Here is a 21,132-nt window from a genome sequence, read left to right as displayed (position 1 = left end):
CTCCGTGCGCACCACGTCCAGATAGGCCGGGTCGATCAGGGCGAAGGTCTCGGTCAGGACGAGCAGGTCGGGGTTGACCACGTCGGCCAGCAGGGCGAGCGCGCGGCCGATGATCTCCGCCCGCCGCCGCACCAGCCGGTCGGCGCGCGGGTCGCCGGCCTGGACGGCGGCCAGGAAGGCCGCCCGGTCCGGCTGTTCGGTGATCCCCTCGGCGGCCGCCGCCTCGAACAGCGTGGTGTCCGAGGCGGCGACCGCCAGACAGCCGGTCCGGCCGCAGTGGCAGAGCAGGTCGCTGTCCGGCACCGGCAGATGGGCGACGTCCCCGGTCGGCGAGGCCGGGCCGACGTGCACGGTGCCGGCGACCGCCAGGGCCGCGTCCACCACGTGGCCGACGAACAGGTGCACCATCGAGCGCCGGGCCGCCGGGTGTCCGAACAGGATCTCCGCCTGGGTCAGCGCCCGGGCGTGGTTGTCGACCTGGACGGGCAGTCCGGAGGCGTCCGAGAGCAGTGCGGCGAGCGGCAGGTCCCGCCACCGCAACGGGTCGTGACGGACAATCAGTCCGCGCTCCCGGTCGACCGAGCCGCCGGTGACCGCGCCGAGGCCGACCACGGTCCGGCCGTCCGGCGCGGCGGCCAGCAGCCGGGGCAGCCGCTCCAGCAGTGGCCGCAGCACGGCCCGGCCGGTTCGGCCGCGATTGCTCAACTCCCGCCGGTGCAGCACGTTCCCGCGCGGATCGAGGAAGGCGAAGGTGGTGTACGGCAGGCCGATGTGCAGCCCGGCCACGGCGATCCGGCCGGTGTCGATGTCGACCGGGAGCTGCGGTCGGCCCACGGACCCGGCGCCGGGGGCGGTCAACCCGGGCCGCTCGCGGAGCAGTCCGAGCCGGACCAGGTCGACCACCTGGCGGGAGACCGCGGCCGGGCTGAGGCCGGTGAGCGCGGCCACCCGGCCGCGGGCCACCGGCCCGTGGTCCAGCACCGCCCGCAGGACGGCGGCGGCGTTGACGTCCCGCCGGGCGTCCCCGGTGCGCGGCCCGCCGACGGGCGTGGCGGGGGCGGTCTCCGTGGTCATGCTTCGCCTTCCTCGGTTCCGGTTCCTTCCGCTCAGCCCCGGTCGGCGCTCGGGGTCACCGCACCCGGGGCCACCGCGGCGCCGGCCCCGGCGGCCTCGGCGGCGGCGACCTTCGCGGCCTCGGCGGCCGCGGTCTCCAGCTCCTCGGCCGGCACCAGCCCGGCCACCCGCGGCGGCTCGGCGGGCTCCAGCAGCCGGCTCGGCGCGCCGTCCACGCCCACCGGCAGGTCGCCGTCCAGGGTGATCCGGCGGACCAGGCGCGGCTCGTCGCCGTAGTCGTTGACGGCGTAGTGCTGGGTGGCGCGGTTGTCCCAGATCGCGACGTCGCCGACCTGCCAGTCCCAGCGCACGGTGTTCTCCAGCCGCTCCACGTAGCGCTGGAAGAGCGCCAGCAGGGCCCGGCTGTCGGCGCCGGAGACGCCCTGGATCCGCTGGGCGAAGGCGCCGAGCAGCAGGTTCTTCTCGCCGGTCACCGGGTGGACCCGGACCACCGGGTGCTCGGTCTTGAACGCGGTGGAGACGAAGACCTGCCGGAACAGGTTGGCGATCTCGGCGTTGTCCGCCAGCTCGGGGCGCAGGGCCAGGCTCGCCGCGTAGTCGTAGTCGTTGGTGTGCACGGCGCGCAGCGACTCGGCCAGCACCTTCAGCGGCTCCGGCAGGTCCTGGTACGCGGCGGCGGTGTTGGCCCACACGGTCGAGCCGCCGGCCGGCGGCAGCTCCAGGGCGCGGAGGATCGAGGCCTTGGGGTAGGAGGGGACGAAGGTGACGTCGGTGTGCCAGTTGTTGGCGCGCACGCCCTTGGTGGCGTCCAGCTCGAAGACGTAGCGGCCGTCCGCGCTGGGGACGGTGGGGTGGCCGACCGGGTGGCCCAGCAGGCGGGCGAAGGCCTCGTGCTCGGCGTCGTCCAGGTGCTGCTGGCCGCGGAAGAACAGCACCTTGTGCTCGTACAGGGCGGCCTCGATCGCGGCGACGGTCTCGGCGGGCAGCTCGCCGCCGAGGCGGACGTCGTGGACGATCGCGCCGATCCGGCCGGCGGCCGGGGTGAGGCGGAGTGCGGTGGTGGTGGCGGTGGACATGGCGGATCCTCGACTCTCGTGCGGAGGTGGATGCGGTGAAGGGGCGAGCGGTGAAGGGACGTGCGGTGGAGGCGGGTTCGCCGACAGGGCCCGGCCGGCGCGGACGACGACGTGGACGCGGGCAGGGCACGGCGGGGCGCGGCGGGGCAGGAAGGGGTGCGGCGGGGCGGGGTGCGACGGAGGGCGCACGGGTGCCGCGGTGAGGAAGGACGGCCGGAGTGCGGCCGGGCGTCAGCGGGCGAGCGTCCCGCGACAACAACAGCGGCGGCGGGCCGGGGCGACACGGTGAACGGTGCGGGTGATCATCGGCCCTCCTTCCGCTGTCTCGGGGTGCTGCGACTGGGCTCGGCGCTCATCGTGCTGAAGCCCGCGCACCCCTGTCAATCACCCGTTCCGCCTGCTGGGAACGGGTGTTGCGGCCGTGTGACGTCGCGTTGCGGGAGGCGTTCGGATGATGACGCGGCTGCTGCGAGGGCGTGTTCCCGCCTGTCGCGGGCGTGTCGGGAGGACTAACTTTCGCAGCGGAAATAACCGTGGGCAGTCGAAGGGCCCGCCCGGACAGTGTCCGGACGGGCCCGAGTACGGCGAGGGCTGCCTCCGGAGATCGTCTTCGAGGATCGGATCCGGAGGAGATCGGGTCCCCGCGCAGGTGGGACCGGTGGCGGTGGTGGGCCGCACTGCCCGTGCGGCCCACCGTCAGCGTGCTCCGACGGCTCAGTAGAGGACGGCGGAGAGCCGCGCCGGGCCCGTCTCGGTGGTGGTGTCACAGAAGTAGACGATGGCCTGGTGGTTGTTCACGTACGACTGGCCGGCCGCGTGGCAGGCGGCGGCGGTCGGGTAGATGCCGATGTAGGTCCAGGTGGACGCCTGGGCGCTCGGGGCGGCGATCAGGGCGCCACCGGCCATGAGTCCGGCCACGGCGACGGCGGAGAAGGCCTTGCGAATCGACATGAGTGGTCTTCCTCCCATTGGTGAGCGCCGGGGTCCCTGCCCCTGCGCTTCGCCGAGGAGCCTCCTCCGAATGTGAACGCGGGGCAATGGTAGAGACCAATTGCGACCGGAATCGATGTGGTGTTTCTGTGACGGTGCAGGTCACTGGCTCGCCTGACAGGCTGACGATCATCTTCCGGACAGTTCTTGCACTGTCCGGCACCTGACAGGCGGTCACCGGCGCCTCCTGGTCGCTAGGCCCCCAGGAGTCGGGCGAAGTCCAGGCCGAGGCTGCCGAGCACGGGGAGCGCGCCGAGGTCGGTGACGGCGCCGACCGGGATGCTGTAGCCCTGGTTGACCTCCCGGGGCTTCGGCGCGGCGGCGGCCGGGCCGGCGAGGGTGCCGGTGAGCACGGCGGTGAGGGTGGCGAGCAGGGCGAAGGTGCGCAACGGGGCCTCCGGGGGCGCGGGAACGGGCGTCCTGCTGAACGCGCGCGGGAGTCGTGCGGTCACGCATCGTCCCCCCGTCGGCCGAGCGAGTAAAGTCTCCTTACTTGTGTTCATGACAACATGTCAGATGTCTGTACCAGTTGTGGATGCTCTGCCTACTGTCCTTCCCAACCACCGAACTGGGAGGGTGCAAATGCGAGTTGTCCCGAACCTCCGGATCCTGGCGGGTGTCCCGCTGGCCGCCGCCGCGCTGGTCGCGCTCACCGCCGGCACCGCGAGCGCCGCGATACCGATCAACAAGCCCATGAACGGCAAGGCCACCTACTACAACGACGCCGGCTACGGCGCCTGCGGCACCCAGATCAACGCCGGCAACCAGATGCTGGTCGCCGTCTCGCACACCTGGTGGACCAGCGCCAACCCCAACAACGACCCGCTCTGCAAGGGCATCTCGGTCAAGGTCAGCTACCAGGGCAAGACCGTCACCGTGCCGGTCCGGGACAAGTGTCCGTCCTGCGACTCCACCCACATCGACCTCAGCCAGCCGGCCTTCGCCCGGCTCGCGCCCCTCGGCCAGGGCGTGATCAACGGCCTGACCTGGCAGTTCGTCAAGGCCGGGTTCGCCGGTGAGAGCATCCCGCTCTCCGAGCCGGTCACCGGCTCCACCATCGGCTGAGCCGGCACCCCCGACGCCCGCCCCCGCCGCGGCCCCCACTGTCGGCGGGTGCGGGCACAATCGGCACCGTCCAGAGCCGGTGCGGCGAGCGCGGCCGGCGCGAAAACGGAGGAGCGGCGGACATGGCGCGGTACATCACGGTCACGGCGGCGGTCACCGTCGCCGAACCCCGCCTGCGGGCCTATCTGCGCGCGCCGCTCGCCCCGGCCTCCGCCTGGCCGGAGTCCGACTGGACCGGCCTCTGTACCCCCTGGACCGACCGGGCCCTGCGCGACCGGTACCTCGCCGAACTCCCGGCCGCCGTCGCCGAGTGCGACAGCTGGCTCGACGGCGACCACGCCGACCACCTCCTCGAACTGGCCGAGAACGACGATCTCGGCCTGCGCCACGACGGCGCCACCGGCACCCTCGTGCTCGACCTCGACACCCGGGTCGACTTCGAACTTCCCGGCATGATCTGGGCGTTCACCCTGCTGCGCGGCCTGGCGGAGGTGATGGCCGAGGGCGACGGCGGACTCGTCGAACTCACCCCCGACTGGACCGGAGGCACCGTGCCGATGCTCCTTGCACCGCGGCGCTCCGCCTTCCTCGACCCGGCCCGCGATGCCGCCGCCCTGGCCCGCGCCCGCGACGCGGCCTTCGACGTGCGCTGCGCCGTCCCCGAGCCGGGGGAGGACGAGCCGACCGCAGGGCTGCTCGAACGCCTCCTCGGAGCCTGACCCCGTTCCGGCCCCCGCGGCGCAGGACCCGCTCCCACCCCTGCCGCGCACCTGACAGGGTGCAGCGAGCGGGTACCGGATTCTTCCAGGCTGGCGGTGGTTCGCACCCGGGCGGCAGGCGTAGCGTCCGGGAAACTGTCGGCGTGAGAGCGAGGTCGGGTTCCGTGGGGTCCGGTGGCACGGGTGTGAACGGCGGAGTGTCCTTCTGGTGGAGCCGGCTCGGGATTCCCGAGGCCCGGCCCGCACTGCCCGGCAACCGGGAGGTCGACGTCTGCGTGGTCGGCGGCGGCTACACCGGCCTGTGGACGGCCTACTACCTCAAGAAGGCCGACCCGGGCCTGCGGATCGCCGTCCTGGAACAGCGCTTCTGCGGCTACGGCGCCTCCGGGCGCAACGGCGGCTGGCTGTACAACGGCTTCGCCGGCCGCGGCGCCTTCGCCCGCCGCTACGGGCAGGAGCGGGCCGCCGCGATGCAGCGGGTGATGGACCGGGCGGTCGGCGAGGTCGCCGACACCCTCGCCGCCGAGAACATCGACGCCGACCTGGTGCGCGGCGGCGTCCTGGAGGTCGCTCGCACCCCCGCCCAACTGGCCCGGCTGCGCGCCTTCACCGAGGCCGAACGCGCCTACGGCGCCGACCGCGTCCAGGAGCTCGACGCCACCGAGGCCGCGCACCGCCTGAACGTCGCCGGGACCCTCGGCGCCGTCTGGAGCCCGTACGGCGCCCGCCTCCAGCCCGCCAAGCTCGCCGCCGGCCTCGCCGACGTGGTCGAACGCCTCGGCGTCGACCTGTACGAGGGCACCCGGGTGACCGGGATCCGCGGCGGCCGCAAGGCCCGGGCCGTCACCCCGCACGGCACCGTCACCGCCCGCTTCGTACTGCGCGCCACCGAGGGCTTCACCTCGGGCCTCGCGGGCGAGCGCCGCACCTGGCTGCCGATGAACTCGGCGATGATCGCCACCGAACCGCTGCCCGCCTCCTTCTGGGAGGAGACCGGCTGGGAGGGCCGCGAGGTGCTCGGCGACTTCGCCCACGCCTACATGTACGCGCAGCGCACCGCGGACGACCGGATCGCCCTCGGCGGGCGCGGCGTCCCCTACCGCTTCGGCTCCCGCACCGACACCGACGGCACCACCCAGCCCGCGACCGTCCGCCAACTGCGGGAGATCCTGCACGAGTTCTTCCCCGCCGCCCGCACCGCCAGGATCGAGCACGCCTGGGCCGGGGTCCTCGGCGTGCCCCGCGACTGGTGCGCCACCGTCGACCTGGACCGCCGCACCGGCCTGGGCTGGGCCGGCGGCTACGTCGGCAGCGGCGTCACCACCACCAACCTGGCCGGCCGTACCCTGCGCGACCTCGTCCTGGGCCACGACACCGAACTCACCCGGCTGCCCTGGGTCGGCCACAACGTCCGCCGCTGGGAACCCGAACCCTTCCGCTGGCTCGGCGTCCACGCCCTCTACGCCGCCTACCACCTCGCCGACCGCCGGGAAGCCACCGGCCGCCGCCCCACCACCTCCCCCCTCGCCCGGCTCGCCGACACCATCGCCGGCCGGTAGCGGGAGGGGCGTGGGGCCCCGGGCGCGCCCGGGGCCCCACGCCTCGGCTCAGGCGCCCACGTAGGCCGCAAGGTGTTCGGCGGTGAGGGTGGAGCGGGCGGCGACCAGCTCGGCCGGGGTGCCTTCGAAGACGATGCGCCCGCCGTCGTGGCCGGCGCCGGGGCCCAGGTCGATGATCCAGTCCGCGTGTGCCATCACGGCCTGGTGGTGCTCGACCACGATGACGGACTTGCCGGACTCGACCAGGCGGTCCAGCAGGCCGAGCAGCTGCTCGACGTCGGCCAGGTGCAGGCCGGTGGTCGGCTCGTCGAGGACGTAGATGCCGCCCTTGTCTCCCATGTGGGTGGCCAGCTTGAGGCGCTGCCGCTCGCCGCCGGAGAGGGTGGTGAGGGGCTGGCCGAGGCTGATGTACCCGAGGCCGACATCGGCCAGGCGGGTGAGGATGCGGTGGGCGGCGGGGGTGCGGGCCTCGCCGGCGGCGAAGAAGGCCTCCGCCTCCGTCACCGGCATCGCCAGGACCTCGCTGATGTCCTTGCCGCCGAAGCGGTACTCCAGCACCGAGGCGTCGAAGCGCCGCCCCTCGCAGTCCTCGCAGGTGGTGGCCACACCGGCCATCATCGCGAGGTCGGTGTAGACCACGCCGGCGCCGTTGCACGTCGGGCAGGCGCCCTCGGAGTTCGGGCTGAACAGGGCCGGCTTCACCCCGTTGGCCTTCGCGAAGGCCTTCCGGATCGGCTCCAGCAGACCGGTGTAGGTGGCCGGGTTGCTGCGCCGGGAGCCGCGGATCGGGCTCTGGTCGACCGACACCACGTCCTCGCCGGGCGGGACCGAGCCGTGCACCAGGGAGCTCTTGCCGGAGCCGGCCACACCGGTGACCACGACCAGGACGCCGAGCGGGACGTCCACGTCGACGTCGCGCAGGTTGTGGGCGGTGGCGCCGCGGATCGGCAGCTTGCCCGTCGGCGTGCGGACGGTCGGCTTCACCGCCGCCCGGTCGTCCAGATGACGGCCGGTCACCGTGCCCGCCGCGCGCAGGCCCGTCAGCGGACCCTCGTAGCAGACCGTGCCGCCGGCCGAGCCCGCGCCCGGGCCGAGGTCCACCACATGGTCGGCGATCGCGATCACCTCGGGCTTGTGCTCCACCACCAGCACCGTGTTGCCCTTGTCCCGCAGCTGGAGCAGCAGGCCGTTCATCCGCTGGATGTCGTGCGGGTGCAGACCGGTGCTGGGCTCGTCGAAGACGTAGGTGACGTCGGTGAGCGAGGAGCCGAGGTGGCGGATCATCTTCACCCGCTGCGCCTCGCCGCCCGACAGGGTGCCGGCCGGCCGCTCCAGCGAGAGGTAGCCGAGGCCGATCTCCACGAAGGAGTCCAGGGTCTGCCGGAGCGCGGCCAGCAGCGGCGCCACCGAGGGCTCGTCCAGGCCGCGCACCCACTCCGCGAGGTCGCTGATCTGCATCGCGCAGGCGTCGGCGATGCTGATCCCGCCGATCTTCGAGGATCGGGCGGCCGCGGTGAGCCGGGTGCCCCCGCAGTCGGGGCAGGCGGTGAAGGTGACCGCGCGGTCCACGAACGCCCGGACGTGCGGCTGCATCGCCTCCCGGTCCTTGGCCAGCATGGACTTCTGGACCTTGGGGATCAGCCCCTCGTAGGTGAGGTTGATGCCGTTGACCTTGACCTTGGTCGGCTCGCGGTGCAGGAAGTCCCGCAGCTCCTGCTCGCTGTAGTCGCGGATCGGCTTGTCCGGGTCGAGGAAGCCGGAACCGGCGTAGATCCTGGTCATCCAGCCGTCACCGGTGAAGCCGGGGACGGTGATCGCGCCCTCCGCGAGCGACTTGGAGTCGTCGTAGAGCTGGGTGAGGTCGATGTCGGAGACCGAGCCCCGGCCCTCGCAGCGCGGGCACATGCCGCCGGTGATGCTGAAGCTGCGCTTCTCCTTGACGGTCTTCCCGGCGCGCTCGACGGTGACCGCGCCGGCCCCGCTGATCGAGGCGACGTTGAAGGAGAAGGCCTTGGCCGAGCCGATGTGCGGCTGCCCCAGCCGGCTGAACAGGATCCGCAGCATCGCGTTGGTGTCGGTGGCGGTGCCGACGGTGGAGCGCGGATCGGCGCCCATCCGCTGCTGGTCGACGATGATCGCGGTGGTCAGGCCGTCCAGCACGTCCACGTCGGGCCGGGCCACGGACGGCATGAAGCCCTGGACGAAGGCGCTGTAGGTCTCGTTGATCAGCCGCTGCGACTCGGCCGCGACGGTGTCGAACACCAGGGAGCTCTTGCCCGAGCCGGAGACGCCCGTGAACACCGTGAGCCGGCGCTTCGGGATCTCGATACTGACGTCCTTGAGGTTGTTCTCCCGCGCCCCGTGCACGCGGATCAGGTCGTGGCTGTCGGCGGCGTGCGGCTCGGTGGCCTGCGCGCCGGTGCTCCTGGCCGTGCTCATCGTGTCTCCGGTTCCTCTGGCGATGCCCTCGGTTCCGATCCAACCACCCGGGTACGACAAACGGTGTTCGGGGACTGCCCCGTCGAGGGGACAGTCACTGGGCCGGTCGGCGCCCGTGCGCTGGCGGCCGGCGGGGGCGCGCCGCACGGTGGTGGCGGGGGCAGGACAGCGGGAGCCGGACAGCGGGAGGCGGCCAGGTGCGGGCGAGGCGGTTGTGGCGGGCACGGCGGGCGTGGCGGGCGGCGGCGGGGGCGACCGCCCTCGTGCTGGGGATCGGCGCGGCCCCGGCCGCGGCCGCCGGGCTGCGGCCCACCTGGACGGTGGCCGTGGTCGACCAGGCCTCCCGGCGGGTGCTGCTGCTGGGCGCCGAGCGGTCGGCCGCGCTGTCCGTACCCGGCGGGCCGCTCCGGCGGCAGGTGCTCTGGTCGTGGTCCGCGGACGCCGCCCCCGACCTGGCCGACCTCGACCCGGGCCGGACCTGGGCGATGCCGGACGAGGCCAAGAGCCGGGTCCGGCACGGCCGTCGCTACCTGGTCACCACCGCCTCCGGCGGTCTGGCGGCCGTCGTCGACACCACGACCGGCGCCACCGCCTGGGCCGTCGACACCGGGTCGGCCAATCCGCACAGCGCCGAACTGCTCCCGGACGGCAACGTCGCCGTCGCCGCCTCGGGCGGCGGCTGGGTCCGGCTGTACGCGGCCTCGCTGGGGCCGCGCAGCACCGCGCACGCCGAGTACCGGCTGCCGGGCGCGCACGGCGTCCAGTGGGACGCACGCACCCGGCTGCTCTGGGCGCTCGGCGACGACACCCTGACGGCGCTGCGGGTGGGCGGTTCGGCGGCCGCGCCGACGCTCACCGTCGAACGGTCGGTGCCGCTGCCCGAACGCGGCGGCCACGACCTGGCCCCGGTGCTCGCCTCGCCGGGCCGGTTCTGGGTCAGCACGACGGCCCACCTGTGGCGGTTCGACCCGCCGACGGACCGCTTCACCCGGATCCGGTTGGCGGACGAACGGGCCGAGCGGGACATCAAGAGCGTGGGTGACGAGCCCGGCTCCGGGCGGCTGCTCACGGCCGCCCCGGACCATGCGGGCCCGTGCACCTGGTGCACCTCGGTGCTCACCCTGCACCGCCCCGACGGCGTCCGGTACCTGCCCGGCGCCCAGCTCTACAAGGCGCGCTGGTGGACCAGTTGGGGGAGCGGGGCATGACCGGCCGACCGAAGGCCCGGGCGCGGGGAGTGGCCGGACGGGGTGGCATTCGGAGGATGCGGCTGATTTTATGCAACGTCAAACTACTCCAATGGTGGTCAGTTTCCGCTCCTGTTCCGAATACCTTCCCGTAGCGCCCCGGGCTGGGATAGCGTCCATGGCGCCGGGGGGAACACGAACCCGATCCGGGGTTCGAACATCCAGAAACGCGCATCCAGAAATGCCGTAACCGTTTAGGGAGAGAACTGTGCGCAATTTCGTTTCCGAATCCAGGTCCGAGAACGTCGACGAACTGCGGCTCGCGGTCGACTCGCTCGCGGCCTTCCCGGCCGGCGGCGCGGCCGGCGGGTCGGACGTCCCCGAGCGCCTGGCGGCGGTCGCCGAGCTGTGCCGGGCGGTCGACGGCGTGCTCGACAGCCTGGTCGTCCAGGCCGCCGCCGAAGCAGCCGAGGAGGGCTGGACCGCCGCTCGGATGGCCTCCGAACACGCGGTGTACTACGCGCGGTTGCAGCGGGCGCTGCTGCCCACCGGTGCCGCGGCCGAACACCGGTGAGCGCGGCACGGAACCACGTGGAGGACGCCAACGCGCACGTCCTGGCCTGCCCCACCCGGTGGAGCGACGTCGATGAGAACGGGCACATCAACAACGCCCGGCTGGTCTCCTACGTGCAGGAGGGAATTTACGACCTCTTCTGCCACCACTCGACCGCAGTAAGGGAATCCCTGTTTCCGTCGGGATTCCTGATCGCCCGGCACGAGATCGATTATCTGGAACAGCTGTACCACCGGCCGGAGCCATTGCTGGTGCGGCTGACCGTGGAACGGCTCGGACGCAGTTCCGCACATGTCGTGGTGAATGTGTGCCGGGACCCGCACACATTTATGCGGGCGCGGACCGTGGTGGTCGCCCGGGACGAGGCCTCCGGCCGTTCCCGTACGCTCAGCCCGTCGGAGCGGCGGTTCCTCTCCGGCTTCCTGGCCGACGAGGTGGCCGTCGCGGCGCCGCCCCGGCCGGGAGTGAAGTCCCCGCGCGGGGCCCTGGTCGCGGCCTCCGCCGGACACCACCAGCCCCGCCGGCGCCTGCCCGGCCTGAGCGCGCTGACCCGGGGCGTCCCCGTGGGGTCGTACCGGCACCGCGCGCGCTGACCCTCAGGTAGACCGGGCCGGCCGACGCCCGGCACAGGAAGTCGACTGGGGCTTCTTCCTGTGCGGGGGCGGACGGGCGGACGGACGCGACGAGGGCGGGCCGGGGCAGCCGGGAGGACGGCCGGCAGGACGACCGGAGGGACGACCGGAAGGACCGGGCGGCGGGTCAGCCGACGGTCGCGCGGTGGAGTTCCGCGCCCGGGCCGTCGAGCCGGACCGGGACGGTGGTGGGCGGCAGGTAGGCGGAGCCGCCCCGGGCGAGGCGCAGGGACGGGCCGTCGGGGGCGGACAGCCGGGCCTCGCCGGCGGTGCACAGCAGGATCTGCGGGGCGTCCGCCCGGTCGATCCGCACGCCGGTGTCGCCGGGGCGGAGCCGGGAGAGGCGGAACTCGGCCGCGAGGGAGGGGAAGCAGGATTCCGAGGGATCGCCGCCGGCCGTCAGCGCGGCGGTCAGTACGGCCGGTTCGACGGCCTCGAAGACGGTCACCGCGAGCAGGCCCGGGACATCGATGTGCTTGGCGGTCAGACCGCACCGCAGCACGTTGTCCGAGTTGGCCATCAGCTCGACGCCCAGGCCGCGGAGGTAGGCGTGCGGCACACCGGCGTCCAGGTGCAGTGCCTGGCCGGTCCGCAGCCGGACGTGGTTCAGCAGCAGCGCGGCGAGCAGGCCCGGGTCGCCGGGGTAGTCGCGGGCGGCGCGGGCGTAGGCCGCGCAGGCGGCGGCGTCGGGGCCGTCGGAGGCCGCGAGGCGCTCCAGTGCGGCGGTGACCTCCTTGAGCACGGCAGCACTGCCCGGGCCGCCTGTAGCGTCGCCACCGTCGCCGAGGGCCTGTCGGAGCAGGGCGGGCAGCACCTCCGCGGCGGGCCGCAGGCGCAGCGCCGACACCCAACCGGCCAGCGCCGGGACTGCCAGCCGGTCCAGCAGCGCGGCCGTGGCGGCGGTCGGGCGGAAGCCGCACAGGGCCTCGAAGTCGCCCAGCGCACACAGGAGTTCCGGCTTGTGGTCGCGGTCCTTGTACACCCGCTCCGGGGCGTCCGGCGGCACCCCGAGCGCCTCCTCGGCGGCGAACCCCGCCTCGGCCTGCGCCCGGGTCGGGTGGACCTGGAGCGACAGCGCCCGTTCGGCGGCCAGCACCTTGAACAGGAACGGCAGCCGGGGGCCGAACCGCCGGACGGTGGCCTCGCCGAGGAACTCCTCCGGGGCCTCGGCGATCAGCCGGTCCAGCGGGCGCGGCCCGTGCCCGTCGTCGAGCAGCGAGGGCGCGGACGGGTGGGCGCCCAGCCACAGTTCGGCCTGCGGCCCGCCGGTGGGCGCGGCGCCGGTCAGCGCGGGGATCGCGGTGACGGACCCCCAGGCGTACGGGCGCACCGGGTTGGTGAGCGGGGCGAACAGCGGCATGCGGACGGTCTCCCGGAGACGGTGGCGCGGGAACGGGAACGGGAACGGGCGGAGGGTGCGGGACGGGCAGGGGCGGGGGACGGGCGCCCGGTGCTCAGCGGCAGAGCGCGGCGGCGCCGATCAGCCCGGCGTCGTTCCCCAGCTCGGCCCGGCGCACGTCCAGCCCGCGCACGTACGGCAGCGCCGCGTAGCGGTCCAGGTGCCGGGCGAGCGGCTCGAACAGCACCGGACCGGCCGCCGCCACCCCGCCGCCGACCACCACCCGCCGCAGGTCGACCAGGGTGGCGGTGGCGGCGATCCCGGCCGCCAGCGCCTGTGCGGCCCGGTCGAAGGCGGCCAGCGCCACCGGGTGCCCGGTCAGCGCGTCCTCGGCCACCGCGCGCGCCGAGCGGTCCCCGCCCCGGGGCTCCCAGCCCCCGGCGAGCGCCCGCCTGGCGATGGCGGTGCCGCTGGCGATGTTCTCCAGGCAGCCGTACGAGCCGCACGGGCACCGCTCGCCGTCCAGGTCCACGCTGATGTGGCCGAGGTGGCCGGCGTTGCCGCTGGGTCCGGGGTGCACCGCGCCGTTGAGCACCAGTCCCGCGCCGACGCCGGTGGAGACCACCAGGCAGAGCGCGTTGTCGGCGCCCCGGGCGGCGCCGCGCCAGTGCTCCGCGGCGGCCATCGCGACCCCGTCCCCGGCCAGCGCCACCGGGCGGCCGGCCACGGCGGGGTGGGCGGCGACCTCGACGGTGAGCGGGAACTCGCGCCAGCCGGGGATGTTGACCGGGCTGACCGTGCCGCCGACGAGGTCCACCGGTCCGGCGCTGCCGATGCCGACGGCGGTGACCGCCGCCCAGTCGGGGGAGGCGGCGAGGTGGTCCAGTACCCGGTGCACCACGGCCAGCACCTCGGCGCCGGACTCCTTCGCCGGGGTCGGCAGCTGGACGCGGTGGGCGAGCGTCCCGGCGGAGTCGACGAGCGCCCCGGCGATCTTGGTGCCGCCGATGTCGACGGCTGCCCACACCGGACCGACGAGCAGGGGGTCGGCGAACTGCGGGGTGGTGGACGGCGAGGGCGCGGTCATGGCGGAGGGCTCCGGTGGGGTGGACGCACGGACGGACGGGCAGCCGGCCCGCCGCCCCCGGAGGACCGGGGCGGCGGGCCGGACAGGACGTAGCAGGAGGTAGCAGGACGAGCAGGACGAGCAGGACGAGCAGGACGAGCGGGACGAGCACGAGGGCAGGACGAGCAGGACGACAGGGACAGCAAACAGGATCAGCGCGCCGGCGTCAGCCGCAGGGTCACCAGTTCGAACGGCCGCAGCGCCAGCCGCACCCCGTCGCCGTCCGCCACGACCTCGCCGCGGGTGCCGTCCCACGGCCGCTCCAGCAGGTCGCAGGGCACCGCGGCGGCCAGCGCGAAGGAGGTCGCCAGCCGCCCCCGGGCCCGGCCGCCGCCCGACTCGTAGACCCGTACCACCAGGTCCCCGCTGCCGTCGTCGGCCAGCTTGACGGCGCTCACCACCAGCGCGTCCTGGTCCAGCTCGACCAGCGGCCGCACCGCCTCCGCCGAACCGGTCACCCGGCGCTCGGGCAGGCCCACCGCGTAGCCCTCGCGGACGGCGTCGCCGATCTCCGCGCCCGGCACCAGCGCGTGCCGGAACCGGTGCCGCCCCTGGTCGGTGCGCGGGTCGGGGAAGCGCGGCGCGCGCAGCAGCGAGAACCGGACCGTGGTGGTGGTGCCGCCGTCCTCCGCGCGCACCGCCCGGGTCACGTCGTGCCCGTAGGTCGAGGGGGTGACCAGCGCGACGCCCCAGCCCGGTTCGGCCAGGTGCACGAAGCGGTGGTTGCAGGCCTCGAACTTGGCCGCGTCCCAGCTGGTGTTGGTGTGAGTGGGCCGGAACTGGTGGCCGAACTGGGTCTCGGCCGCGTACCGCTCGGTGTGCACGTCCAGCGGGAACGCGAGCTTCAGGAACTTCTCCGCCTCGTGCCAGTCCACCTCGGTGTCGATGTCCAGCCGGCCCGATCCCGCGCGCAGGGTCAGCGTCTGGGTCACGGTGGAGGAGCCGAACGAGCGGGCGACCCGCACCGCGACCTCCGCCGGGCCCTCGGCGTGCACCGCGACCTCGTCGGCTGCGACCAGGTCGGTGACCGTGTTGCGGTAGAACTGGTCGACGTCCCAGGCGTCCCACATGTTCGGGAAGTCGGGGTGCAGTTGGAGCAGGTTGGCCCGGGTGCCCGGGGCGACGGCCTCCCGGCCGCTCGCCGCGTCCACCGCCGACACCACCAGGCCGTCGCCGTCCACCACCACCCGCAGCAGCCCGTTGTCGAGCACGAAGCCGCCGCCCTCGCGCGCGGTCACCGCGCAGTCGCCCGGACCGGCCACCGCCACCGCCGCGCCGCCGGCCGGCACCGCCGAGCGTCCGTGCGGGGCGCCGTTGAACACCAGCTCGCGCCCGCCCGCCGGATCGCCCGCCAGGGCCCGCTGGGCGGCGCCGATCAGCTCCTCCAGCTCGGCCGCCAGGCCCGCGTACGTCGCCTCCGCCTCCCGGTGCACCCAGGCGATCGAGGAGCCCGGCAGGATGTCGTGGAACTGGTGCAGCAGCACGGTCTTCCAGATCCGGTCCAGCCGCTCGTACGGGTAGGCCAGGCCGGTGCGCAACGCGGCCGTGGCACACCAGAGTTCGGCCTCCCGCAGCAGGTTCTCGCTGCGCCGGTTGCCCTGCTTGGTCCGGGCCTGGCTGGTCAGGGTGGCCCGGTGCAGCTCCAGGTACAGCTCGCCCACCCAGACCGGCGGCTTCGGGTACTCGGCCTCGGCCTCGGCGAAGAACTCGGCCGGGCGCTGCCACCGCACCGTGGCCGAGCCCTCCAGGTCGCGCAGCCGGGCGGCCTTGCCGACCATCTCGCGGGTGGTGCCGCCGCCGCCGTCGCCCCAGCCGGTCGGCGCCAGCGAGTGCCGGGCCACCCCCTTGTCCTTGAAGTTCCGTGCCGCGTGGGCGATCTCGGAGCCCTTCATGGAGCAGTTGTAGGTGTCCACGGGCGGGAAGTGGGTGAAGATCCGGGTGCCGTCGATGCCCTCCCAGAGGAAGGTGTGGTGCGGGAACTTGTTGATCTGGCTCCAGGAGATCTTCTGGGTCAGCAGCCACTTGGAGCCCGCGTTGCGGATGATCTGCGGCAGGCCGCCGGTGAAGCCGAAGGTGTCCGGCAGCCAGGCCTCCTCGTTCTCGATCCCGAACTCGGCCAGGAAGAACCGCTTGCCGTGGACAAACTGACGGGCCATCGCCTCCGAGGAGGGCATGTTGGTGTCGGACTCCACCCACATGCCGCCGGCCGGGACGAAGCGGCCGTCCGCCACCGCCTTCTTCACCCGGGCGTACACCTCCGGGCGGTGCTCCTTGATCCACGCGAACTGCTGTGCCTGGGACATGGTGTAGAGGAAGTCCGGCTCGTCCTCCAGCAGCGCGGTCATGTTGGCGGCGGTCCGGGCGACCTTGCGGACCGTCTCCCGCAGCGGCCACAGCCAGGCCGAGTCGATGTGGGCGTGGCCGATCGCGCCCATCCGGTGCGCGGACGGCGCGGCGGGCGGGCCCGGCGCGGGGACGTGCGTGCCTCGCTGCTGGCGCTGCTCAAGGAGCGGCCGATGCACGGCTACGAGATGATCGCCGAGATCGCCGAGCGCTCGGGCGGGGCCTGGCGGCCCAGCCCCGGTTCGGTCTACCCCACCCTCCAGCTGCTGGAGGAGGAGGGCCTGGTCACGGCGGAGGAGGTCGGCGGCAAGCGGCTGGTCCAGCTCACCGAGGCGGGCCGGACCGAGGCCGAGGCCGGACCGGACGAGCCGTGGGCCGAGGCCGGCCAGGAGGTCGACTGGGCCGCGGTCCAGGAGGTCGGCCAGGCGCTGGGCGCGGTGGAGCAGGCCGTCCGCCAGGTCATGGCGACGGGCACCGAGGCGCAGCGCGCCAAGGGCCTGGAGGTGCTCAACGAGGCCCGCAAGAAGCTGTACCTGATCCTGGCCGAGGACGCCTGACCGGTACGGGTCCCGGCACCGCTGCCGGGAGGGACGGTGCGGCTGCTCAGGAGCGGACGGCGAACAGTGCCACGCACGCGAGCAGCAGCACCGTCCAGCCGAACCAGAGCCAGCCGTTGGATCCCAGCACCGCGCTGTAGACACTGATCGCCACCAGCAGGCCGACCGTGACCCCGGCCGCCTGCCGATTGTGCAGCGCCACCGACCGGGAGCGGTTCCTCGGGTGCCGTTCGGTTCTCGCCATGGCCGTCCTCCCGCGAGGGGAGGCGGCCGTCACCCGGAAGCGCGGGCGGTGGCCGCCTCGTCGTACTCGTAGCGCCAGAACCAGCGGGTGCCCCGCTGCTGCTTGGCCCGGACGTACACCAGTGTGCGCGCCGGAGTGTCCCCGTGCGAAGGGACCGGCACGGTGTACTTCTTGGGCACCCCGTACATCGGGCCCAGCGGGATGGGGAGGGTCCGGCCGTCCAGGGGGCCGCCGACGAATTCGGTGTCCGCGCTCTTCACCCCACCAGGGTCTCACCCCGGCGGGGGTTCCCGGCGGGCCGGGCGCAGGGGGCCGACCCGGCCGCCGCGGGCGCCCCGGCGGAGGCCGTGTGAGGGCCGGGTGCCGGGAGTGTGACCGGAGAGGCACCGCCCCCGGTCATCCGAAGGGCCCGCGCACCCTTATCCTTCCTGTTACGCCCTCGGGGTCCACCCGGGTCAGCGGGCCCGTACGGGCCGGGCGAGGCGCATCTCATCGTGCCCGCCGGGCCGCCGAGCCGCAGCCGTCGTGCCGCCTTGACTCCGTACCGTGACCCCGGGCGTCGACCGTCCGGCAACCCCGGCTCCGGCCGGCGGGGCGCGGGACCGCAGTGCCGAGCACCACCCGGGGAAGCAGCGGGGGGCGCCGTGCGTTGCGTCGGAGTGGTACGTCGAACGCTGTGTCACACCAGGCACGGCAATGCGCGGAAGGGGCCCGATGGAATCCGGCGGCAGGTGGACGGCCTGGTGGCAGAAGCGGGATCGTGAGCGGGCCCGGTCGGCGGCACCCGACACCCCCGCGGCCAGACTGGACCAACTGCTCGGCGCCGTGCGCGCCGGCTTCCCGCTCGCTCCCGCCGCGCATCCGGCCGGGTACCGCTGTTCCTGCGACCGGGTGGCCTGTCCGGCCCCGGCCCAGCACCCGGTCTCCTTCGCCTGGCAGACGCAGGCCACCACCGACCCGGAGCAGCTGGCCCGCTGGCTCTCCCGTGACCCGCTGGCCAACTTCGTCACCGCCACCGGCCGCGCCCACGACGTGCTGGACGTCCCGGCCGAGGCCGGCCGGCTCGCCCTGGAGCGCCTGACCGCGCTCGGCGTCGAGGGCCCGGTGGCCGCGGTCGGCGAGGACCGCTATCTGTTCTTCACCGCCACCAGGGGCACCCCGGTGGACGAGGACGAGTGGTGGCCGAGCGCCCTGGACTCCACGCCCGACACCATGTCCGAGCACCCCGGCCTGCGCTGGCACTGCCGCGGCTCGTACACCCTGCTGCCGCCGGCCGCGCTGCCGGACGGCTCCGAGGTGCGCTGGCTGCGCGGGCCCGAGCAGCCGCTGCCGGACCCGCTGCGCGTCCTGGACGTGCTGACCGACGCCTGCACCGAGGTGGGCGCGGTGGCCGAGGAGCAGTGGCTGATCGGCTGACGAGCCGTCCGCCGACGTGGGCCGGCCCGACGGGTCGGCCCACGTCGTCCGGCGCTACGGCAGGGTGAGGACCTCCGCGCCGTCCGCCGTGACCACCAGGGTGTGCTCGAACTGGGCGGTGCGCTTGCGGTCCTTGGTGACGACGGTCCAGCCGTCCGGCCAGATCTCGTAGTCGTAGGTGCCCAGGGTGAGCATCGGCTCGATGGTGAAGGTCATGCCCGGCTTGATGACCTCGGTGGCCCGCTCGCTGTCGTAGTGCGGGACGATCAGGCCGGAGTGGAACGACGTGTTGATGCCGTGTCCGGTGAAGTCCCGGACCACGCCGTAGTCGAAGCGCTTGGCGTAGGACTCGATGACCCGTCCGATCACGTTGATCAGACGGCCCGGCTTGACCGCCTTGATGGCCCGGTCCAGCGACTCCCTGGTCCGCTCGACCAGCAGCCGGGACTCCTCGTCCACGTCGCCGACCAGGTAGGTGGCGTTGAGGTCGCCGTGCACCCCGTGGATGTACGCGGTGGCGTCGATGTTGACGATGTCGCCGTCCTGGAGGACGGTCGAGTCGGGGATGCCGTGGCAGATGACCTCGTTGATCGAGGTGCAGACCGACTTGGGGAAGCCCCGGTAGCCGAGGTCGGACGGGTAGGCCCCGTGGTCGCACATGTACGCGTGCGCGACCGCGTCCAGCGCGTCCGTGGTGACACCGGGGGCGATCAGCTTCGCCGCCTCGGCCATCGCCCGGGCGGCGATCCCGCCGGCGATCCGCATCTTCTCGATCGTCTCGGCGGTCTGCACCTCGGGCCCGGTGTACGGCGTCGGGGCGGGCTTCCCGACGTACTCGGGGCGCGGGATGTGCGCCGGGACCTTGCGGATGGGTGACTGGATGCCGGGTACGAGTGCCATGGCGCCGATTCTAAGTGTCGGGCCCTCCGCTCCGGGGGCGGGCACCGGGTGTGCGGACGGCGCCGGGGCGGGGAATGATCAGGACGACGCGACGCCACGGCGGGGACACGACCGCCGATACGGAGGTGACCACCATGGCCCTGGGATTCCGCCGGAACAAGCCGACCGGCCGGCCCGGCGAATGGTTCTACTGCATCAAGCACGGCAAGGTCGAGGAGGGGCCGGAGTGCCCGGCCAAGGACCGCCTCGGCCCGTACGCCACCCAGCAGGAGGCGGCGCACGCGCTGGAGACCGCGGAGCTGCGCAACCGCGAGTGGAAGAACGACCCCCAGTGGAACGACCGGCCGCAGGACGGCGCGGGGGAGTAGCCCTGCTCTGCTAGCCCGCGGCGGCGGGGCTCTCCTCGGCCGAGGCGGGTCCCGCCGCCCGTTCCGACGCCGCCCGTTCCGCCGCCGCGCGCTCGTGCTCGGCGCGGACGGCGGCGGCGTGCGGGTCGGTGCGGTCGTCGTAGGACAGCAGCCGGGGCAGCGCGGTGGCCAGCGCGAGCACGCCCACCACGCAGGCCACGCCGCCGACCCACACCGAGGCCCGGACGCCGACCAGTCCGGCCATGCCGCCCGCCCGGACCTGGCCGAGCTGCGGCCCGACCGAGTAGCTGAGCAGCTCGACCCCGGCCATCCGGCCGCGCACCGAGTCCGGGATCGACTGGTTCCACAGCGTGGAGCGCGCGATCCCGCTGATCTGGTCGGCGCCGCCGGCCAGCGCCAGGAACAGCAGCACCAGCCAGACCGAGCCGGACAGGCCGGCCAGCGCGATCGCCACGCCCCAGCCGAGCGCCGCGACCAGCAGCAGCCGGCCGTGCCGGTGGATCCGGGACGTCCAGCCGCCGGTCACCGAGACCAGCAGGGCACCGACCGCCGAGGCGGCGTACATCGGGCCGAGCGCCCAGCCGGCGTCCAGGTCCGCGGCCAGGAACGGGAAGATCGCCACCGGGAAGGCGAACAGCATCGCGCACAGGTCGATCGCGTAGGTGCCGAGCAGGTCCTTGCGGCTCCACGCGTAGCGGACGCCGGTGAGCACCGCCCGCACCGAGGGTTTCTCGGCGCCGGTGGGCGGCGGCACCGCCCGGATCCGGGAGAGCAGCAGCAGCGAGGCGGCGAAGGTGACCACGTCCAGGGCGAACGCGGTCTGCACCCCGGCGAAGGTGACCACGATGCCGGCCAGGGTCGGACCGGCGACCGAGGCGGCGTTGCGGTAGAGGGAGTTCAGCGCGAAGGCGGCGGTCAGCTGGTCGTGCGGGACCAGCCGCGGGGTGAGCGAGTCCAGGGCCGGGCGCTGCAGGCCGTCGGCGGCGGCGACCAGCGCGGCCACCAGGTAGATCGGCCACAGCACGGGGGTCGGCAGCAGCGCGTTGACCAGCAGCAGGGCGCTGAGCAGGCCGAGGCCCGCCTCGGCGAACAGCACCAGTCGGCGCCGGTCGAGCGCGTCGGCGAGGGCGCCGCCCCAGAGGCCGAAGACGATCAGCGGGACCAGCTCGAAGGCGCCGATCAGGCCGACCGCGACCGAGGAGTCGGTCAACTCCTTGATCTGCATCGGCACGGCGACATAGGTGAGGAAGCTGCCGAACCCGGTGACACAGCCGGAGAGCCACAGCAGGCGGAACTCCCGGGAGGAACGCCAGGGGGTCAGGTCGGGGGCGACCGTGCGCAGCAGGGACTTCACCCGACCGCTCGGAGACGGGGCGGCTTCGTTCACGAGCGACCATCCTCGGCGGGGGCCGGGCCCGGCCGCAACGGATTTTCCGGCCGCCGCCGCACAGGCCGCCGTCCCGGCCGTCGTCCCCGCCCGCCGCCCTACCCGCCTGCCGTCCGGCCCCCGCCCGTCGCCCCGCC

At 74.1% G+C, this 21,132-nt stretch carries 21 protein-coding genes; 9 read left to right on the top strand and 12 right to left on the bottom strand.

All coding sequences use genetic code 11. From position 1 onward, the window contains the following. The 4 genes from BI06_RS28925 to BI06_RS28910 form a co-directional block, all read right to left on the bottom strand. Positions 1-1,074, bottom strand: a 1,074-nt coding sequence (locus BI06_RS28925; RefSeq protein WP_051742056.1) for an ROK family transcriptional regulator, incomplete at its 3' end; no start/stop codon positions are given. Positions 1,075-1,106: 32 nt separating this feature from the next. After that, positions 1,107-2,150: a TauD/TfdA family dioxygenase gene (locus BI06_RS28920; RefSeq protein WP_304440896.1), complete on the bottom strand. Its 1,044-nt coding sequence runs from the start codon at positions 2,148-2,150 to the stop codon at positions 1,107-1,109. Between the two features lie 714 nt (positions 2,151-2,864). Next, positions 2,865-3,101: a hypothetical protein gene (locus tag BI06_RS28915; RefSeq protein ID WP_043472495.1), complete on the bottom strand. Its 237-nt coding sequence runs from the start codon at positions 3,099-3,101 to the stop codon at positions 2,865-2,867. A gap of 233 nt (positions 3,102-3,334) precedes the next feature. Beyond that, the gene (locus tag BI06_RS28910) at positions 3,335-3,592 is read right to left on the bottom strand and encodes a hypothetical protein (protein ID WP_149030498.1); all 258 of its coding nucleotides are present in this window, start codon (positions 3,590-3,592) and stop codon (positions 3,335-3,337) included. A 130-nt stretch (positions 3,593-3,722) separates the two neighbouring features. On the opposite strand from BI06_RS28910, the gene BI06_RS28905 reads away from it, so the two are divergent. The 3 genes from BI06_RS28905 (at position 3,723) to BI06_RS28895 (ending at position 6,483) form a co-directional block, all read left to right on the top strand. Continuing rightward, positions 3,723-4,205, top strand: coding sequence for a cysteine/serine endopeptidase inhibitor (locus tag BI06_RS28905; RefSeq protein ID WP_051742054.1), 483 nt, complete (start codon positions 3,723-3,725; stop codon positions 4,203-4,205). 122 nt (positions 4,206-4,327) lie between these two features. Then, positions 4,328-4,924, top strand: a complete 597-nt coding sequence (locus BI06_RS48495; protein WP_043472491.1) for a hypothetical protein — start codon at positions 4,328-4,330, stop codon at positions 4,922-4,924. Positions 4,925-5,109: 185 nt separating this feature from the next. Continuing rightward, the gene (locus tag BI06_RS28895) at positions 5,110-6,483 is read left to right on the top strand and encodes an FAD-binding oxidoreductase (protein WP_233290313.1); all 1,374 of its coding nucleotides are present in this window, start codon (positions 5,110-5,112) and stop codon (positions 6,481-6,483) included. Positions 6,484-6,531: 48 nt separating this feature from the next. Here the strand turns inward: BI06_RS28895 and BI06_RS28890 are convergent, their stop codons facing one another. Next, on the bottom strand, positions 6,532-8,922 hold the full coding sequence (locus BI06_RS28890; RefSeq protein WP_030396959.1) for an excinuclease ABC subunit UvrA: 2,391 nt from the start codon (positions 8,920-8,922) through the stop codon (positions 6,532-6,534). A gap of 212 nt (positions 8,923-9,134) precedes the next feature. Between BI06_RS28890 and BI06_RS28885 the strand changes: the two genes are divergently transcribed. The 3 genes from BI06_RS28885 to BI06_RS28875 all read left to right on the top strand — a co-directional run bounded on the left by BI06_RS28885 (position 9,135) and on the right by BI06_RS28875 (position 11,276). Continuing rightward, positions 9,135-10,130, top strand: a complete 996-nt coding sequence (locus BI06_RS28885) for a DUF6528 family protein (protein WP_043472489.1) — start codon at positions 9,135-9,137, stop codon at positions 10,128-10,130. 247 nt (positions 10,131-10,377) lie between these two features. After that, positions 10,378-10,683: a hypothetical protein gene (locus BI06_RS51245; RefSeq protein WP_030396957.1), complete on the top strand. Its 306-nt coding sequence runs from the start codon at positions 10,378-10,380 to the stop codon at positions 10,681-10,683. Positions 10,684-10,700: 17 nt separating this feature from the next. Beyond that, positions 10,701-11,276 (top strand): thioesterase family protein, encoded by a 576-nt coding sequence (locus BI06_RS28875; RefSeq protein WP_051742051.1) that lies wholly within the window; start codon positions 10,701-10,703, stop codon positions 11,274-11,276. Between the two features lie 166 nt (positions 11,277-11,442). Here BI06_RS28875 and manA read toward each other — a convergent pair whose 3' ends face one another. From manA to BI06_RS28860, 3 genes are all read right to left on the bottom strand, one after another. Continuing rightward, on the bottom strand, positions 11,443-12,675 hold the full coding sequence (gene manA, locus BI06_RS28870; protein ID WP_043472487.1) for a mannose-6-phosphate isomerase, class I: 1,233 nt from the start codon (positions 12,673-12,675) through the stop codon (positions 11,443-11,445). A 94-nt stretch (positions 12,676-12,769) separates the two neighbouring features. Further along, positions 12,770-13,741 (bottom strand): ROK family protein, encoded by a 972-nt coding sequence (locus BI06_RS28865; protein WP_051742050.1) that lies wholly within the window; start codon positions 13,739-13,741, stop codon positions 12,770-12,772. 191 nt (positions 13,742-13,932) lie between these two features. After that, positions 13,933-16,167: a glycoside hydrolase family 38 C-terminal domain-containing protein gene (locus BI06_RS28860; protein ID WP_233290347.1), complete on the bottom strand. Its 2,235-nt coding sequence runs from the start codon at positions 16,165-16,167 to the stop codon at positions 13,933-13,935. Here BI06_RS28860 and BI06_RS53910 point away from each other — a divergent pair. Then, entirely contained in the window at positions 16,075-16,680 is a 606-nt protein-coding gene (locus BI06_RS53910) for a PadR family transcriptional regulator (RefSeq protein ID WP_369826263.1), read from the top strand. The genes BI06_RS28860 and BI06_RS53910 overlap by 93 nt on opposite strands. 46 nt (positions 16,681-16,726) lie before the next feature. Here BI06_RS53910 and BI06_RS49710 read toward each other — a convergent pair whose 3' ends face one another. Together BI06_RS49710 and BI06_RS28850 are read right to left on the bottom strand one after the other, a co-directional pair. Next, complete coding sequence (locus tag BI06_RS49710; RefSeq protein ID WP_149030497.1) at positions 16,727-16,924, bottom strand: hypothetical protein; 198 nt, start codon at positions 16,922-16,924, stop codon at positions 16,727-16,729. Positions 16,925-16,953: 29 nt separating this feature from the next. Next, on the bottom strand, positions 16,954-17,184 hold the full coding sequence (locus tag BI06_RS28850; RefSeq protein ID WP_030391596.1) for a hypothetical protein: 231 nt from the start codon (positions 17,182-17,184) through the stop codon (positions 16,954-16,956). Positions 17,185-17,638: 454 nt separating this feature from the next. Between BI06_RS28850 and BI06_RS28845 the strand changes: the two genes are divergently transcribed. Beyond that, on the top strand, positions 17,639-18,340 hold the full coding sequence (locus BI06_RS28845; protein WP_030391595.1) for a bifunctional DNA primase/polymerase: 702 nt from the start codon (positions 17,639-17,641) through the stop codon (positions 18,338-18,340). 54 nt (positions 18,341-18,394) lie between these two features. On the opposite strand, the gene map is transcribed toward BI06_RS28845, so the two are convergent. Further along, entirely contained in the window at positions 18,395-19,240 is an 846-nt protein-coding gene (gene map / locus BI06_RS28840) for a type I methionyl aminopeptidase (protein WP_043472485.1), read from the bottom strand. A 134-nt stretch (positions 19,241-19,374) separates the two neighbouring features. On the opposite strand from map, the gene BI06_RS28835 reads away from it, so the two are divergent. Continuing rightward, a complete protein-coding gene (locus tag BI06_RS28835; protein WP_030391593.1) occupies positions 19,375-19,608 on the top strand; it encodes a hypothetical protein in 234 nt (77 codons plus the stop codon). A 10-nt stretch (positions 19,609-19,618) separates the two neighbouring features. Here BI06_RS28835 and BI06_RS28830 read toward each other — a convergent pair whose 3' ends face one another. Next, positions 19,619-20,995, bottom strand: coding sequence for an MFS transporter (locus BI06_RS28830; RefSeq protein ID WP_233290312.1), 1,377 nt, complete (start codon positions 20,993-20,995; stop codon positions 19,619-19,621). Positions 20,996-21,132 lie beyond the last annotated feature (137 nt).

The sequence above is a fragment of the Kitasatospora sp. MBT66 genome (genome assembly GCF_000710405.2).
GTDB lineage: Bacteria > Actinomycetota > Actinomycetes > Streptomycetales > Streptomycetaceae > Kitasatospora > Kitasatospora purpeofusca.
Note: the sequence above shows the minus strand (reverse complement) of the source record. Positions and strands in the feature narration are given on the sequence as shown.

What these genes read in the sequence shown, in the direction of transcription:
- BI06_RS28905 (WP_051742054.1), top strand. Translation starts at nt 3,723, where the DNA reads ATGCGAGTTGTCCCGAACCTCCGGATCCTGGCGGGTGTCCCGCTGGCC.
- BI06_RS28890 (WP_030396959.1), bottom strand. Translation starts at nt 8,922, where the DNA reads ATGAGCACGGCCAGGAGCACCGGCGCGCAGGCCACCGAGCCGCACGCC.
- BI06_RS28915 (WP_043472495.1), bottom strand. Translation starts at nt 3,101, where the DNA reads ATGTCGATTCGCAAGGCCTTCTCCGCCGTCGCCGTGGCCGGACTCATG.
- BI06_RS28920 (WP_304440896.1), bottom strand. Translation starts at nt 2,150, where the DNA reads ATGTCCACCGCCACCACCACCGCACTCCGCCTCACCCCGGCCGCCGGC.
- map (WP_043472485.1), bottom strand. Translation starts at nt 19,240, where the DNA reads ATGGCACTCGTACCCGGCATCCAGTCACCCATCCGCAAGGTCCCGGCG.
- manA (WP_043472487.1), bottom strand. Translation starts at nt 12,675, where the DNA reads ATGCCGCTGTTCGCCCCGCTCACCAACCCGGTGCGCCCGTACGCCTGG.
- BI06_RS28865 (WP_051742050.1), bottom strand. Translation starts at nt 13,741, where the DNA reads ATGACCGCGCCCTCGCCGTCCACCACCCCGCAGTTCGCCGACCCCCTG.
- BI06_RS49710 (WP_149030497.1), bottom strand. Translation starts at nt 16,924, where the DNA reads ATGGCGAGAACCGAACGGCACCCGAGGAACCGCTCCCGGTCGGTGGCG.
- BI06_RS48495 (WP_043472491.1), top strand. Translation starts at nt 4,328, where the DNA reads ATGGCGCGGTACATCACGGTCACGGCGGCGGTCACCGTCGCCGAACCC.
- BI06_RS28835 (WP_030391593.1), top strand. Translation starts at nt 19,375, where the DNA reads ATGGCCCTGGGATTCCGCCGGAACAAGCCGACCGGCCGGCCCGGCGAA.
- BI06_RS28845 (WP_030391595.1), top strand. Translation starts at nt 17,639, where the DNA reads ATGGAATCCGGCGGCAGGTGGACGGCCTGGTGGCAGAAGCGGGATCGT.